The following is a 13636-nucleotide window of genomic DNA, read 5'->3' on the forward strand; positions in this document are numbered from 1 at the left end:
ACTCGAGGCGATGCGCGACCGCCGGTCGTGGTCGAAGGTCACCGACCTCGCCCCCACCGGTCCCGAGCTCGAGGCGTTCGTCGCCGCGGCCGGTCGCGTCGCCGACCACAAGAGTCTCAAGCCCTGGCGGCTCATCGAGATCCGTGGCGCCGACCGAGACGTCCTCGCCCGCGCGCTGAACAAGGCGGACGGCAAGAAGGGGCTGTCGTCCAAGCCCCGTCGCGCACCGCTCATCATCGCGGTGGTGGCGAACCTCCGCTCGAAGAAGATCCCCGCATGGGAGCAGGAGGCCGTGGCATCCGGAGTCGCCCACATGCTGAGCCTCGTGCTCGACGAAGCGGGCTTCGGCGTGTTCTGGCGCACCGACGACAACACCCGCAGCAAGGTGCTCGCGAAGGCGCACGGGCTCGAGAAAGGCGAAGTCCTGCTCGGGTGGCTCTATGTCGGCGGCAAGCCCGCGCGCACCCGAGCCACGCGGCGCAAGACCGTGGATGCCGCGAAGCACCTCTCACGCATGCCCGGAGGCAAGAAGAGGCGCACGGTCGACGAGACGCGTCTCTGACCTCTTTCGATCGACGCCGCCGCGGGACCCCGGTCCCCGGCGGCGTCGTCGTTTCCGCCCCGCGTAGCGGGCACGCTCCCGACCGGCGGCGGGCTTCGTCGTTCTGTGGTCAGCGCGGGCGGCGACGGACGGGCACGGCGGCGACGACCACGCCGGCGATCGCCACGACCGCAGCGAGCAGAGCCACCAGGGTCGAGGGAGCCGCCGGCGCGGGCCACAGCGCGTCGAGCAGAACCGAGGTCGTGAGAAGACCCACGACAGAGCCGAGACCGAGCAGCAGCACACCCGTGCGGCGCACGACGACCGACGACAAGAAGATGTAGATAACGCCGACCGCCCCGCCGATGTACAGCCAGGGCTCGGTCGGCACGGTGCGCGGTGTTCCGACGATGGCGACATGCACACCCGCGGCGATCAGCAGCACGACCGTTCCGCCGATGAAGTTCACGAGGGTCGCGGTCAGCGGGCTCTCCACGCGCACGCGCAGGCGCCCGTTCGTCCCCTGCTGCCACGCCACGCCCGCACCCGCGATCACCGGGACGACGAGCATCCAGAGCGGAACCCCGCCGAGCGCATCTCCCGACAGGCAGACGACGACACCCGCGATGGCCAGCAGCGCACCGATCAGCCGCCGCACCGTCACCGGGACGACGCCGGCCGGTCCGTACCCGATGCGGTCGAGCACGAGCCCGCCGGTGGTCTGCCCCGCGACGAATCCGACGGTGAACAGCGCGACGCCGATGGTCGCCACCGTCAGGCCCTGGCTCGCGACGGTGAACGCCCCGACCAGTCCGCCCAAGAGCATCCACGGCGGAATCGAATGAGACCGGATGCCGGCCATCAGGCGCCCGAACCCGCGTCGGCCCCCGGGAATCAGGGCCGACAACGCGATCAGGATGATGAGCCCGGAGCCGAACGAGATCGCGGCGGCGACGAACCCGTCCCCGATCTCGCCGCCGAGACTGCCGTTGATGCGCGCCTGCAGCGCGGTGAGGGCACCGATGAGGACCGCTCCCCCGACGGCCAGACCGACCGACCCCCGCTCCGCCACGGCTCTCCTCTCGCGCCCCCGCACGGGAGCCACCGTCGATCGTACGACGCGGGGTGGTCGGCCACCCCCTTCGCCTCCCCGCGGCACGCCGATGTCGGCGGGGCCCGCCTGGATGCGTCAGGCTGTGACCCGTGACCCAGCTCCGCCCCGGCCCCGACGACGTCTCATACCTGATCGACGACCTCCGCGCCGCCGACGCCGACCACGAGTTCCTCGCGCACGCCGAACAACACCTTCCGCGCCTGCACGACCTGTTCACCCGGCTGTACGGCGAACGACCCGACGGCCTCGAGCGCTTGGCATCCGTCCTCGATCTGGCCCGCACCTCGTGGACGGCGCGCCCGCGAACCCTGAAGGCTCTTGACAGGGAGCGCGAGAGCGCGCCGGATTGGTTCGAGAACGAGCGCATGCTCGGTGGGGTCTGCTACGTCGATCGGTACGCGGGCGGGCTCGACGGCATCCGGGAATCCATTCCGTACTTCCGCGAACTCGGCCTGACCTACCTGCACCTCATGCCGCTGTTCGAAAGCCCCGAAGGCAACAGCGACGGCGGCTACGCGGTGTCGAGCTATCGCCGGGTGAATCCGGCGCTCGGCACGATGGAAGAGCTCGCCGCCCTCGCGACCGATCTGCGCCGGGCGGGGATCTCGCTCGTGGTCGACTTCATCTTCAACCACACGAGCAACGAGCACGAGTGGGCTCGCAAGGCCGTCGCGGGCGAGGCGGGGTACGAGGACTTCTACCTGATCTTCCCCGATCGCGAGCTGCCCGACGCCTACGAGCAGAGCACGCGCGAGATCTTCCCCGACGATCATCCGGGTTCGTTCGTCCAGCTCGACGATGGCCGCTGGATCTGGGCGACGTTCTACCACTTCCAGTGGGACCTGAACTACGCCAACCCCGCGGTCTTCGAGGCGATGGCCGGCGAGATGCTCTTCCTCGCGAATCAGGGCGTCGAGATCCTCCGCATGGATGCCGTGGCCTTCATCTGGAAGAAACTCGGCACGACCTGCGAGTCGCTGCCAGAGGCGCACCTGCTGCTGCAGGCCTTCAACGCGGTGCTGCGCATGGGTGCTCCCGGGCTGCTGTTCAAGTCGGAGGCCATCGTGCACCCCGATGAGGTGGTCTCATACATCTCACCGGACGAGTGTCAGATCTCGTACAACCCCCTGCAGATGGCCCTCACCTGGGAGGCGCTCGCCACTCGCGACGGTCGCCTGCTGCAACAAGCGCTCGAGCGCCGGCACGCGCTCCCGGCCGGGACCGCCTGGGTGAACTACGTGCGCAGCCACGACGACATCGGCTGGACCTTCGCCGACGAGGACGCCGCCGAGCTCGGGATCGACGGCTACCCGCACCGCCGCTTCCTCAACGACTTCTACGTCGGTCGGGCCGAGGGCTCGTTCGCGCGCGGCGTGCCATTCCAGGAGAACCCGCGCACGGGCGATGCCCGCGTCACGGGCACCACCGCGTCGCTCGCCGGCATCGAGGCGGGCGACGCCGGCGGAGAGGACCGCGTCGTGCTCGCCCACGCCCTCGCCCTCTCGACCGGCGGTATCCCGCTCCTCTACCTCGGCGACGAGGTCGCCCAGCTCAACGACTACTCCTACCGCGAACGGCCGGAAGAAGCGGGCGACAGCCGGTGGGTCAATCGCCCCTTCCGTTCCGAGCAAGAGCATGAGGATCGAACGGATGCCGACACCCCGGCCGCGCGCGTCTTCTCGCGGCTGTCGCGACTGATCGACGTGCGCCGGTCGACGCCGGAGTTCGCGGGCAACGACCTGATTGCATTCGGGGCGAACGTGGCATCCGTCGTCTCATTCCTGCGCCCGGGTGAGGGATTCTCGGTGCTCGTCCTGGCGAACGTCGGCGACTCGGCCGTCGAAATCGACGCATTGACCCTCTCGGGCATGGCACCGGAGGCCCTCGACCTCGTGTCGTCTCAGCCCGTATGGCTGGGCGCCGGACTCACCCTCGCCGCGCACGGCGTGCGATGGCTGCGCGTGCGGATGCGCTGAGTCTGGCTTCCGCGCCGCCCTGGGGCCGTTCTTCCCCAGTTGCCGCGTGAGACGTACGGGTATTACGTTCTCGTGTACGGATTGCGAAGGCGCGTTGCCGTGCGCCCGCACTTCGACGGACCACTGGCATAAGCGCCCCTCGCACCGAGACACCGGCACAGACCGTTGCGAGGAGGGGCGTCATGACCGAGCGTGTCGACGCGGCGATCCGCCGGATACTCCTCGATGATCCGACCATCCACGTCTGCTACACCTTCGCAATCAGGCCAGACAGCTTTCATCGCGGCAACGACGTACTCTTCCTCCACCCATGCCACGAAGCCGTGATCGCGGCAGCACGCAATCGTGCCCAGCTGCGAGTCGCTCCCGCAACGCCGCGACCGACGATGTGCGAGTTGTGCGGGCACGCACCCGTGGGACTCCGCCCCGGAGGGTTCGCTCGACTGCTGAGCCGTCTCGTTCGCCGTCGGTTTCGCCTCCTTCCAGCGTGCGCCACCTTCGAATACGACACGACGTCATCCATGCACCGCTACTTCTGCCGCTGCTCAGGGCCCGCCCATCGCAGGCGCCTCGTCGGCCGAGGCGATGCGATAGAAGCCGGCGGCTCCGGCTGGTAGGTGCCGGAAGAACGCCCCGGCGCCGCCTCCTCGCGGCGGAGCGGGGCTTTTCGCACTACTGATCTGGTGTCTGTGGTGCCGGCTACAGGACTTGAACCTGCAACCCCCGTTTGTGCGGTGCGCTGTATATAGGTGTACTTACTTGTACCGCCCGCGTAATTACGCGGGACCGGTACAACTAAGTACACGTATGGACATGTGCAAAACCGTGAGTAAATCGTGAATGAGGCCTGCCACGCTCACGCAGTACGACGCCGCTGCTCGGCCATCCGCGCCGCCTGCATCCGACGCAGCCGGCGCACCAGCATGGGCCGCGCTGCCACCGCCTCCGGGGTGTCGATCACGCGGTGCAGCACCTGAAAGTACCGAGCCGGCGTCACTCCGAAGCGCGACCGAATCGCCTCATCCTTCCGCCCCGACCAGCGCGGCCACTCCTCCTCGAAGTCGAGCAGGTTCATCATCTCGATAGCTGCCATGCGCACAGTCTCCCCCGCACCTCCGACATGGGCGCTAGCCTGACAATCGACCTAGGGGGAACACATGGAACCGATCACCGCGAACGGCGTCAACGGCCAGATCTCGTTCGATGGCAACGTGGTGCGAATCACTCGCGCTGGATTCTTCGGACGCGTCGGCCACGGCCGCGGCGAGAAGACTCTCAATGTTCGATCGATCGGGGCCGTGCAGATCAAGCCGGCTTCCGCTCTCGTGAACGGCTTCATCCAGTTCTCCGTTTCGGGTGAGTCCTCGAAACAGTCGATCGGCTTCGGACGGTCACAGGACGCCGCCCAGGACGAGAACGCCGTGATCTTCGCGAAGAAATCGACGGCGGATTTCGAGGCCTTGCGCGACGCCGTGCTCGCCGCACTCGCAGGCGGGTCGACCCCTGCACCAGCCGTCGACCACGCCGAGCAGCTGACCAAACTCGCCGCCCTGCGGGATGCCGGCGTGATCACGCCCGAGGAGTTCGACGCGAAGAAGGCCGAGATCCTCGAGCGCATGTGACGCGTCGCTCGCGGCCAACAACGACGAATTGCCCCGGCACCCGCCCCCTCGAGAGGGGCGGGCGCCGGGGCTTTTGTCATGCGGGGCGCGTGTAACGAATGTTCAGCACGAACGATCCGGGGGTGGAGGTACCACCGAACCCCCCATACTGCGAGCCGACGGCGACGAGACCGCGCGCGGCGCCCGTTCGGAACGCTTCACGCAGACCAGCGGATAGCGCGATCTGCCCGGTGCCTCCCGATCCGATCGAGCCTGACGACACCGACTCGAACGGACCCGCGCCAGGCTCTCCCCCGGGGCGACTGCCGGCGGCGGTGCCCTGCACGGTGAGCACCGCACTGTTTCCGTCGGCGGTCTTCCGCGCGGTCAGTATCGCCTCGTCGATCGACACCGCCCCGAGGTTGGCGATCTGATCGCCGTAGCCTGCGAACCCGCGCAGCTGCCCCGAGCCGTAGGCCGACCCCTGGTAGATATCGCTCGCGCCGCCGTACCGGTCGGTGTTCCACTGATCCCAGCGGCCGGCCGACACTCGGTAAGTGCCCGACGACTGCGGGCCAATGGATGCCGTCGCCGTCACGGTCGAGCCCCCCGCGCTCGGGGGCGCCTCGACGGGCGGCGGTGCCGGCACGGTGGCCGGTCCGAGCGCGATCACCGGCACGCCCCAGTCGTCGAGCAAGATCCATGCCGTCTGACCCACCGTGTAGGTGCCCGCGACCGAGGGGATGGTCGAGGTCTTCCCGTCGACCGTGACCGTTACGCGGGTGCCGTTGACGGCCGCGACCGTGCCGAGGGCTGCGGGCGCACCGGGCTCGATCGAGCCGAGCACCAGCACCGGCCGCGCCGACGTCGCGTCGAACAGGACGCGCACGGGCGCCGCTCGCACGTAACGGCCGGCGACGGCCGGCAGCCACACGTCGCCGCCGCGCAGCGCGACGCGCACACGTCGCCCGTCCACGTCCCGATCGAGTACCGAGCCCGTGGAGACGAGCGCTGCATCGTCGTCGCGGCCTGGCCCCTGCGGCACCATCCGCTCGAGCGAGCCGAGCAGGTTCAGCGGACTGACGTCGATCACCCGGACACCCCCACGTCGATGCGCATGTCTCCCCCGTCAGCCGTCAGTGGGAGATCCCATGCGGTGACCCAGCCCCATAGAGGCGTATCGCCCTCGCGGATCACGGCCACCGGATCATCGATCTCGAGACGCGGGTCGGGTGCGATGCGCACCGGCACCGCCTGCGCGGGGCGCGCTGCGTTGTCGAGCATGGTACGCGCTGCAGCTTGTGCCTGCGACGCGTTCTCGAGCAGGCTCGACGACCATTCCTTGACGACCACGCCATAGTCACCGTTGATGCTCATCGGCCCCGAGGTAATCGCCGCGACCCCCTGCACGTCGGCGGTCGTCGAGCTTCCCGTCGTCGCGACGACGACGTTCGGGACGCCGCCACGCGAGTCCGAGCGCGGGGCGGCGATCAGCGTTCCGCCCTTACCGTCGCGCAGGGTGACGACCGGTTTCGGTACGTCCGGGAGCGGCGCGCGGAACGCGATCTGCCCCCACGCGTCCACCCGCAGCAGCGCCGGCCATGCGTCGGCGATCTCCTGCAGGTTCTCGATCCGGCTGCGAGACCATGACATTGCGGGCGAGCACGGCCGGTCGATGAGCTTCGGATCGAAGGACACCCCCATGCCGGCCGGGGCGAGGCGGCGCGCCTCGCTCTTCAGGGTGCCGGTCGGCGAGGTGAGCGACAGCAGCTTGTCGTCGCGGGGCCGCGCCAGCAGCGATTCCGCTTTCACCGTGACGGTGCCGGCGTCGTCGTCATCCCAGTCTTTGATCTGATACGGCCCGATCCGGGTTTCCCACACCTCGCCCGTTACGACCGACTCGATGATGGTCGTCACGTTCAGTGTCTGCCCGTACCGGGCGAGGGGGTGCTGCGCGTCCTTCCCGGGGCGCCAGTCCTTCACGTCTCCCCCGGGTGCCCCGGCTGCGAACCGGGGCACCGTCAGGGAGAGCTCTTCGATCACCTCTTGCGTTGCCTTGCCGGTGACGCGTCCGGCGAGGATCGGCACCGTCGCGGCGAGCATCCGCCCGCCGAGCCACGACGTGATCCGAGCACTATACAGAGGGGCTCCTGCGAGCACCTCGTCGGGCGGTCCGTTACGCATCCCGACCCCCTCTCAGAGCAGTGACCAATCGGCCGCGTCGAACTGATCCCACGTGGTGAAGAGCTCATCGAACGACCCGACCGGGACGACCGAACCGGCCGAGATGGTCGGCGCGGACACGTCGAGCTGATCGTTTGCTGCGACGCCGGACGCGGCCATGCGGGCACCCGAGGCGAGGCCGTTCACGCCTGCAGGCGCGACGCCTGTCACAGATACCTGCTGCCACTGCCCGGTCAGGGTGACCGGCGCACCGGTCACGACCGCACCCGACGACCACTTCAGCAGCGCGGACGCTGAGCGCCCCGCCGTGCCCTTCACACGCACCGTCACCGTGTAGGTAGATCCCGGGGTGACGGCGTCGCCGAGCGTCTTCGCGGCGGCCGTGTAGACCGACTCGACGACGTCGACCGCCGCCCCCGCGGCGGATGCCGTGGCGCGCGCGAAGTTGGGCGTGAGGTATCCGCCCGCGGTGACGAGCGAGAGCGCGCCGTTCGCCGCCGCCCAGTTCGCGAGGGAGGGGAACAGCGAATGGTACGACCACACTCGGTCAGCCATCGCGTCATCGAAGTCACGCCACGTGAACGCGATCAGAGCGGACGACGGCTGCGGGTCGCCGATCTCCCGCACGGTGAGCGAGAACCGCCGCCATGTGTCGAACCCGTCGGATATGAGCTCATCGCCCCAGTCGGTGACGATCCCGAGAACTACGGGCTTCAGGTCTCGCATGCCAGGCGGCAGCCGGCGCACGATCGGCCGGCCGGTGCGCAGGATCTCTTCCATTGCGACCGAGTCGGCGCCCTGCGTGTCGAACTGCCACGAGTACGAGAACGATCCGGGCACGTCGAGACGCGCCGCCGGGTCACTGCGGCCCGCGATCTCGAACGTCGACGAGCGCGTGTTCGACTTGCGGGCCTCCGTCAGCGACGCGATCTCCACACCCGCTTTTCGCAGGCCGTCGATCGTCTGCACAACGCCGACGCCCGGACCGGCGTAGGACACCGTCAGGGGCACCGCGGCGTAGGTCACACCGTCGACCACCGCCTGATAGGTGATCAGCGCATTCAGCGCCGTGCGGCTGTCGATCAGCACCAGCTGCCCGCCGAGCGACACACCCGCGCCGCCGGGTATCGTCCAGCGCGACCCGTCAGCAGTCGTGCCGACCACCTCGAAGATCGCGCCCGCCGCGACCCCGCTCAGGGTGACCTGAGCGGGGCGCGGATCGGCCGACGACAATAGCGCCGCGGTGAGAGTTACCGGCATCCGCTCACACCCCCAGTGCTGTCTTGATCTGCGACTGCGCGCCCTTCACGATCAGCGGATACACCGTCTGACCGATCAGCTGCGCGACCAGTTCGAGATCCTCACGTGCGAGACGGGTCAGCCCGCCAGGCGCTGCGGCGCGGCCGGATGCCGCGGCCTCGAGCGCCACCCGCTCCATGCGTGTAGCGACCTTGTCGACCGGCTCGATGTACTCACGCCCGCCGGGGTTGTCGCCGACGACGGCGAGCATTGGCCCCATCGTCACGCCACCCGTTGCCAGGTAGGGCACCTGCGGCAGCGACACCCCGAAGGTCTGACCACCGACGATCGGCACCCACGCCGGGATCGTTACCGAGATCCCGTTGATAGCCCGGATGGCCCCATTCACGAGGCCGATGATCGCGTTTATCGGACCGCGGACGGCATTCACCGCTCCACTGAAGGCGTTCGAGATGAACCCCCCGATTGCCCCGAACACGGTTCGGAACGCGTTCCCGACCATGTCGACCGCCCCCGATATCGCGTTGAAGACGGGTGAGATGACCGAGTTGTACACCCACTGCACGGCCTGCCCGATCCCGTTCACGGCCGGCATGATGGCGTTGTTCCACAGCCAGGAGAACACGGACCCAACAGCATTCACCGCCGCGCCTATCGCAGCACCCACGGGCGAGACGACGTTCGCGTGCAGCCATGAGAAAACGTTCCCGACGTTGCGGATCACGTCAGCGACGAACTGACCGAACGGGGCGAACACGTTCTGCCCGATCCAATTCAGCACGTCGCCGATCCCGCGAATGACAGCGTCGATGCCCTGCCCGACCGGAACGAAAACGTTCTGATAGAGCCACTGCAGCCCCTGTCCGATGAGATCGAACACCGGCATCGCGACGTTCTCCCACAGCCACACGATCACCGCGGCCCATAGGCCGATGTAAAGCATGATCCCGGTCACGACCGGCAGGATGATGTTCTGATACAGCCAGTTGAAAACGTCGCCGATCCCCTGCACGACGGTGGCGATGAAGCTGCCGATAGGGGCGAAGACGTTCGCTCCGAGCCACTCGAACGCGGCCCCGATAGCCGAAAAAACGGGCGACAGAACATTGTCCCAGAGCCACGACCAGGCCGACCCGAGCCACGAAATGACGCTGTCCCAGTTCGACGCGAGCCAGATGATCCCGGCGACCAGCAGCACGACGGCCGCGATGATCCCGAGGATGATCCACGTGATTGGGGACGCGAGCCACGCCGCGTTACTCGCCCACTGCGCAGCCGTCTGAATCGCCTGTGCGGCGGCGAATACCTTCATCGCGCCACTCGCGAGCACGACGGCACCCGCGAGCACGCCGACCACGGATGCGATCGCCGTCACGACGCCCTGATTCTCGCCCGCCCAGTCAGCGAATCCCCGCAGCACCTCGAGACCGTCGCTCACCGCGGGCGCGAAGGACTCTCCAATCTCTGCCGCGGTCATCTGCAGGTCGCGGCGAATCGACTCCCACGATCCCTTCGTGTTGCCAGAGACGGTGTCGGCCATCGCTGCGGCAGCACCCGCGACATCTCCGAACCCGCCATCCAGGTTCGCCAGCTGATCGAGGAACTTCGGGATCTCTCCCGTCCCTAGATCCTCGAGCGGTGTCCCGAACAGGGCCAGCGCGGCCTGCGACTGCGCGGCCGGATCGGTCATCCCGTTGAGGCCCATGATGATCTGCGCGAATGCCTGCTCCGCGCTGTCGCCGCCCGCGAGGATCTTGTTCGTCATCTCGGTCTGCGACAGGCCGAGCGCCTCGTACGCCGCCCCACTGGACGTGGACATGTCCGTCGACCGGATCGTGAATTCCTTCAGCGCATCGCCGGTCTTGTCGATCCCGTACATGCCCTTCGCGCTTGCATCAGCGAGCATCGTGAAGGCTGTCTCGCCCGAGATCCCCAGCTGCTGGAAAAACGGGCCGTACTCGTCGATTGCGTCGAGCAGATCGTCGCGAACCGCGGGCGGCACCCGCTGCAGCGCGACGGTGAGAAGGTCAATACCTTCCTGCGCCGAGCTCGCCATGCCCGTGGACAGCATCTGACCGACGATCTGAGAGACGCGGTCGGCCTCGAGCTCGAACCCGCCGGACAGCGTCAAAACGCCTTCGGTGATCCCCTGCAGTTCCGCGACACTCGCGTCACGCATGCCCTTGATCGAGCCGATGACACCGGCCGTCGCCGACTGCACCTCATCGAGCGACCCGCCGAAGGCGCGACCGTACGCGTTCGCGGCGGCCTCTCCCGCTCGGGAGGCCTCGGGCTCGGTGAGCTTCAGCGCCCCGGCCATACTGTCGACCCCGGCCTCCGCGTCAGCGAACGCGATCGTCGTCCCGACGGCGAGCCCACCCACTGCGAGCAGCGTGCCCGCGGCGACCTTCGACCCCTGCTCGAGCGCATCGTTCCACGCGTCGAACTTCGCCTTCGACCGGTCGACCTTGTCGAGCGACTCGTCTTCGACCAGCAGGCGGATGATCAGATCTGTTGCGGACTTACCTGCCACTCGGTCACCTCCGTTTTCTCAGACGCTCCAACTCGGCGGCGTCTTCCTCTTTTTGCTTGGCGATCGCGTCGCACGACAGCGCCAGCTGCGCCCACAGGTCGTAGGGCAATTCCCACAGGCGGTCGGGGGTGAGCGCCGGCCAGTAGTCATGCCGGCAGATGAGCAGCGCTCGGCGCATCACCTGCTCTTCGAGCCACGGTTCGCGCTCGTTCAGCGCCTCGAGCTCGGGCGACGCCTTCTCGGGCTGTCGACGCCGCCCGCGCCCGTTGCGGACTACTGAGGGTCCGGGGTCTCCTCACCCTCCGCCCCGGCCTCGCGGTGATCGCCGGGCTCGGCGAGCAGGTTGTCGATGCCGTCGAGATTGGCGCACGAGTCGAAGGTCACATCGTGACCGGCGCGACGCAGGCTCGCGAAGATCGCGAACGCGGTCTGCATGCTCCCTGACTTCATCCGCTCGGCGTACTCCTTGCGGTTCCAGCCGGTTTCTTTCTCGACGGCCGCGCCGTCCCAGAGATTGGGCTTCACGATCGGGATCGTCGAACCGTCGGCGAGCTTGATTTTTGCCATGCGCTTTTCTCCTAGGTGTCTTGGGCTGCGCGCGTGATGATCTCTTCGGTTGCGCGCAGCAGGTGTTCGCGCCCCTCGATGACGGGCGCGCGGAAGAACGGTTGTCCGGCCTGGTCGACGTACCGCTCGCGGTTGCCGAACGCGGGATGGCGGAACCGGCGCTTCTGCCAGAACTTCGCCTTGTTGAATCCGTCCGGCCCCTTCGGGCCGGTGGTCTTGAACTCGATCCCCTGCCGGGTCTTGCCGGCGACGATGCGGAACTTCAGGCCGGCCTTGATGGCGGCGCGCATACCCTTCGATTTGCCGCGCCGCGTGACGTCGCGATCCGAGTAGATGTTGACCTTCACGGCGTAGAACTTGCCCTTGCGCTTCGAGTGCACGAGCTTGTGCCGGAATCCGGTCTTCACCATGCCGCGCGGTAGCGGGCCGTCCAGGATCGATTTCTGCGCGCTTATGACGGGCGCGCCGAGGCCGCGAAGTTCCCGCCGGACCGGCGTACGCACGGCCGGCGGGAACTCCCGCAGCTTCGAGATGAGGCGACGCAGCGACTCCGGGTCAGGGACGGCGCCCGTCGCCTGCTCGGTCACACCGTCGCGTCGAGCGTCCGGTACACGATGTACACCGGCTGCGGCGAGACACCGTCATCGAAGGCCTCGAAGTCAATCGAGAGCTTGATCGCACTGCCGCCGTCGGATGCCGGCACCTCGCCCTTCAGCCGGATGGCCGGCAGGGCGATCTGCAGCATGGCCTTGTTGGCCCCCGAGATGGCGACGTTGTGCTCGAAGGTGAGCAGCAGCGACAGCGGCGTCTGAGCGAGGTACGCGTCGCGCAGCGTGTTGTCGGTGTACTCCGCGGTCATCTTGCCCGAGAGCTCGGGGAGACCGAGCAGCGGGGCGCGCGAGCGCAGACCCTTGCCGCCGAGGTTCCATCCGTCCGAGTCCAGCGAGCGCTTCACAGCGAAGCTGAAATCGGCGATGTTCGCCGCGGGTGTACCGGTCATCGACGCGGGCGCCGTGGCCGTGGGGGCCGTCAGCGTGCCGCCGACGACGATCCCGCCGTGCACGAACGTGAACAGCGAATCGTCGGCGGGGTAGCTCGCCGCTGCAGCGCCGAACGCGGTCAGTAGTTCGCGCGCCGTCACCGACAGCTTGGCCTCGACGAACCCGCCTTCCTTCGCGCTGAGCTCGATCGAGTCGAACGCGCAGCCGGTGAAGGTGTGCGGGTACGAGTTGACACCGCCGAGGGTCGGCAGCACCTCCTGCAGCGTGAACGTCTGCACCGGATCGGTCGTGCTGATCGTGTGCACCTGCTGATACACGGCCGGCGTGGTCGACGGGACGACCGTGCTCACGACCGCGCCGAGCACGGCGTTCAGCCAGATACCGAACCCGCGAGTCGGCACATCGAAGGCCACATCTCCCGAGCCCTCGAACCGGCCGATCGCGTTCCGGTTCAGACGGTTGACGTTCTTCCCGGGGCGCAGCCCCTTCGACTGGATCGTCTTCACGTCGTACTTCATCTTCGCGTCGGACTCGGCGAAGCGGGTCGGCGCGACGGCCGTCCCGTAGGTCGTCTCGCGGCCGATACCGACCGTGAAATCAAGCTGCGTCGTCACCGTCGGTCACCTCCTCGGGCTCGGGCTCTTCGGCGGGGGCGAGAGCCTCCGCCGTAGCGGCCTTCGCCGAAGCGTTGACCGGTTCGTAGTTCTCCACCTGACCGGCGAAGAGCGGCACGAGATCCTCGCGCACGTCGAATTCCTCACCCTCGGTGATCACGCGCCCCAGCGCGGGCACGTCGAGCGCACCGAGCGGGGACACGTTCTTGAATCGGGGCACAGCCTTTCCGGCCATAGCTCCCCCT

Annotated in this window: 14 protein-coding genes and 1 tRNA gene; 3 read left to right on the top strand and 12 right to left on the bottom strand. The window is 68.1% G+C overall.

From position 1 onward, the window contains the following. Nucleotides 1-10 precede the first annotated feature (10 nt). On the top strand, nt 11-562 hold the full coding sequence (locus DEU35_RS06945; RefSeq protein WP_116239347.1) for a nitroreductase family protein: 552 nt from the start codon (nt 11-13) through the stop codon (nt 560-562). 109 nt (nt 563-671) lie between these two features. Here the strand turns inward: DEU35_RS06945 and DEU35_RS06950 are convergent, their stop codons facing one another. Then, nucleotides 672-1613, bottom strand: coding sequence for a DMT family transporter (locus DEU35_RS06950; RefSeq protein WP_181904595.1), 942 nt, complete (start codon nt 1611-1613; stop codon nt 672-674). 173 nt (nt 1614-1786) lie between these two features. On the opposite strand from DEU35_RS06950, the gene DEU35_RS06955 reads away from it, so the two are divergent. Continuing rightward, on the top strand, nt 1787-3631 hold the full coding sequence (locus tag DEU35_RS06955) for an amylosucrase (RefSeq protein WP_396652085.1): 1845 nt from the start codon (nt 1787-1789) through the stop codon (nt 3629-3631). A gap of 690 nt (nt 3632-4321) precedes the next feature. On the opposite strand, the gene DEU35_RS17075 is transcribed toward DEU35_RS06955, so the two are convergent. Together DEU35_RS17075 and DEU35_RS06960 are read right to left on the bottom strand one after the other, a co-directional pair. After that, nucleotides 4322-4403, bottom strand: a tRNA-OTHER gene (locus DEU35_RS17075). An 84-nt stretch (nt 4404-4487) separates the two neighbouring features. Next, nucleotides 4488-4724 (bottom strand): DUF3263 domain-containing protein, encoded by a 237-nt coding sequence (locus DEU35_RS06960; protein WP_116239047.1) that lies wholly within the window; start codon nt 4722-4724, stop codon nt 4488-4490. 64 nt (nt 4725-4788) lie between these two features. Here DEU35_RS06960 and DEU35_RS06965 point away from each other — a divergent pair, with 64 nt between their 5' ends. Beyond that, nucleotides 4789-5253: a DUF4429 domain-containing protein gene (locus DEU35_RS06965; RefSeq protein WP_116239048.1), complete on the top strand. Its 465-nt coding sequence runs from the start codon at nt 4789-4791 to the stop codon at nt 5251-5253. A 76-nt stretch (nt 5254-5329) separates the two neighbouring features. Here the strand turns inward: DEU35_RS06965 and DEU35_RS06970 are convergent, their stop codons facing one another. The 9 genes from DEU35_RS06970 to DEU35_RS07005 form a co-directional block, all read right to left on the bottom strand. Then, nucleotides 5330-6325 carry a hypothetical protein gene (locus DEU35_RS06970; protein WP_116239049.1) on the bottom strand — a complete coding sequence of 332 codons (996 nt, stop codon included), beginning with the start codon at nt 6323-6325 and terminating at the stop codon, nt 5330-5332. Next, nucleotides 6322-7149: a hypothetical protein gene (locus DEU35_RS06975; RefSeq protein WP_147301839.1), complete on the bottom strand. Its 828-nt coding sequence runs from the start codon at nt 7147-7149 to the stop codon at nt 6322-6324. The genes DEU35_RS06970 and DEU35_RS06975 overlap by 4 nt, the downstream gene beginning before the upstream one ends. Nucleotides 7150-7428: 279 nt before the next feature. Then, complete coding sequence (locus DEU35_RS06980) at nt 7429-8676, bottom strand: hypothetical protein (protein ID WP_147301840.1); 1248 nt, start codon at nt 8674-8676, stop codon at nt 7429-7431. A gap of 4 nt (nt 8677-8680) precedes the next feature. Next, entirely contained in the window at nt 8681-11209 is a 2529-nt protein-coding gene (locus DEU35_RS06985; protein ID WP_116239052.1) for a phage tail tape measure protein, read from the bottom strand. Nucleotides 11210-11213: 4 nt separating this feature from the next. Next, complete coding sequence (locus tag DEU35_RS17080) at nt 11214-11387, bottom strand: hypothetical protein (protein ID WP_181904596.1); 174 nt, start codon at nt 11385-11387, stop codon at nt 11214-11216. 95 nt (nt 11388-11482) lie between these two features. Further along, nucleotides 11483-11776 carry a hypothetical protein gene (locus DEU35_RS06990; RefSeq protein WP_116239053.1) on the bottom strand — a complete coding sequence of 98 codons (294 nt, stop codon included), beginning with the start codon at nt 11774-11776 and terminating at the stop codon, nt 11483-11485. 11 nt (nt 11777-11787) lie between these two features. Then, complete coding sequence (locus tag DEU35_RS06995; RefSeq protein WP_116239054.1) at nt 11788-12363, bottom strand: hypothetical protein; 576 nt, start codon at nt 12361-12363, stop codon at nt 11788-11790. Further along, a complete protein-coding gene (locus tag DEU35_RS07000; RefSeq protein ID WP_116239055.1) occupies nt 12360-13391 on the bottom strand; it encodes a phage tail tube protein in 1032 nt (343 codons plus the stop codon). The genes DEU35_RS06995 and DEU35_RS07000 overlap by 4 nt, the downstream gene beginning before the upstream one ends. Continuing rightward, nucleotides 13375-13626 (bottom strand): hypothetical protein, encoded by a 252-nt coding sequence (locus tag DEU35_RS07005; protein ID WP_116239056.1) that lies wholly within the window; start codon nt 13624-13626, stop codon nt 13375-13377. Before DEU35_RS07005 ends, DEU35_RS07000 begins: the two co-directional genes overlap by 17 nt. Nucleotides 13627-13636 lie beyond the last annotated feature (10 nt).

The sequence above is a fragment of the Microbacterium sp. AG157 genome (assembly GCF_003385695.1).
Classification (GTDB): Bacteria; Actinomycetota; Actinomycetes; order Actinomycetales; family Microbacteriaceae; genus Microbacterium; species Microbacterium testaceum.

What these genes read in the sequence shown, in the direction of transcription:
- DEU35_RS06945 (WP_116239347.1), top strand. Translation starts at nt 11, where the DNA reads ATGCGCGACCGCCGGTCGTGGTCGAAGGTCACCGACCTCGCCCCCACC.
- DEU35_RS17080 (WP_181904596.1), bottom strand. Translation starts at nt 11,387, where the DNA reads ATGCGCCGAGCGCTGCTCATCTGCCGGCATGACTACTGGCCGGCGCTC.
- DEU35_RS06965 (WP_116239048.1), top strand. Translation starts at nt 4,789, where the DNA reads ATGGAACCGATCACCGCGAACGGCGTCAACGGCCAGATCTCGTTCGAT.
- DEU35_RS06960 (WP_116239047.1), bottom strand. Translation starts at nt 4,724, where the DNA reads ATGGCAGCTATCGAGATGATGAACCTGCTCGACTTCGAGGAGGAGTGG.
- DEU35_RS06980 (WP_147301840.1), bottom strand. Translation starts at nt 8,676, where the DNA reads ATGCCGGTAACTCTCACCGCGGCGCTATTGTCGTCGGCCGATCCGCGC.
- DEU35_RS07005 (WP_116239056.1), bottom strand. Translation starts at nt 13,626, where the DNA reads ATGGCCGGAAAGGCTGTGCCCCGATTCAAGAACGTGTCCCCGCTCGGT.
- DEU35_RS06990 (WP_116239053.1), bottom strand. Translation starts at nt 11,776, where the DNA reads ATGGCAAAAATCAAGCTCGCCGACGGTTCGACGATCCCGATCGTGAAG.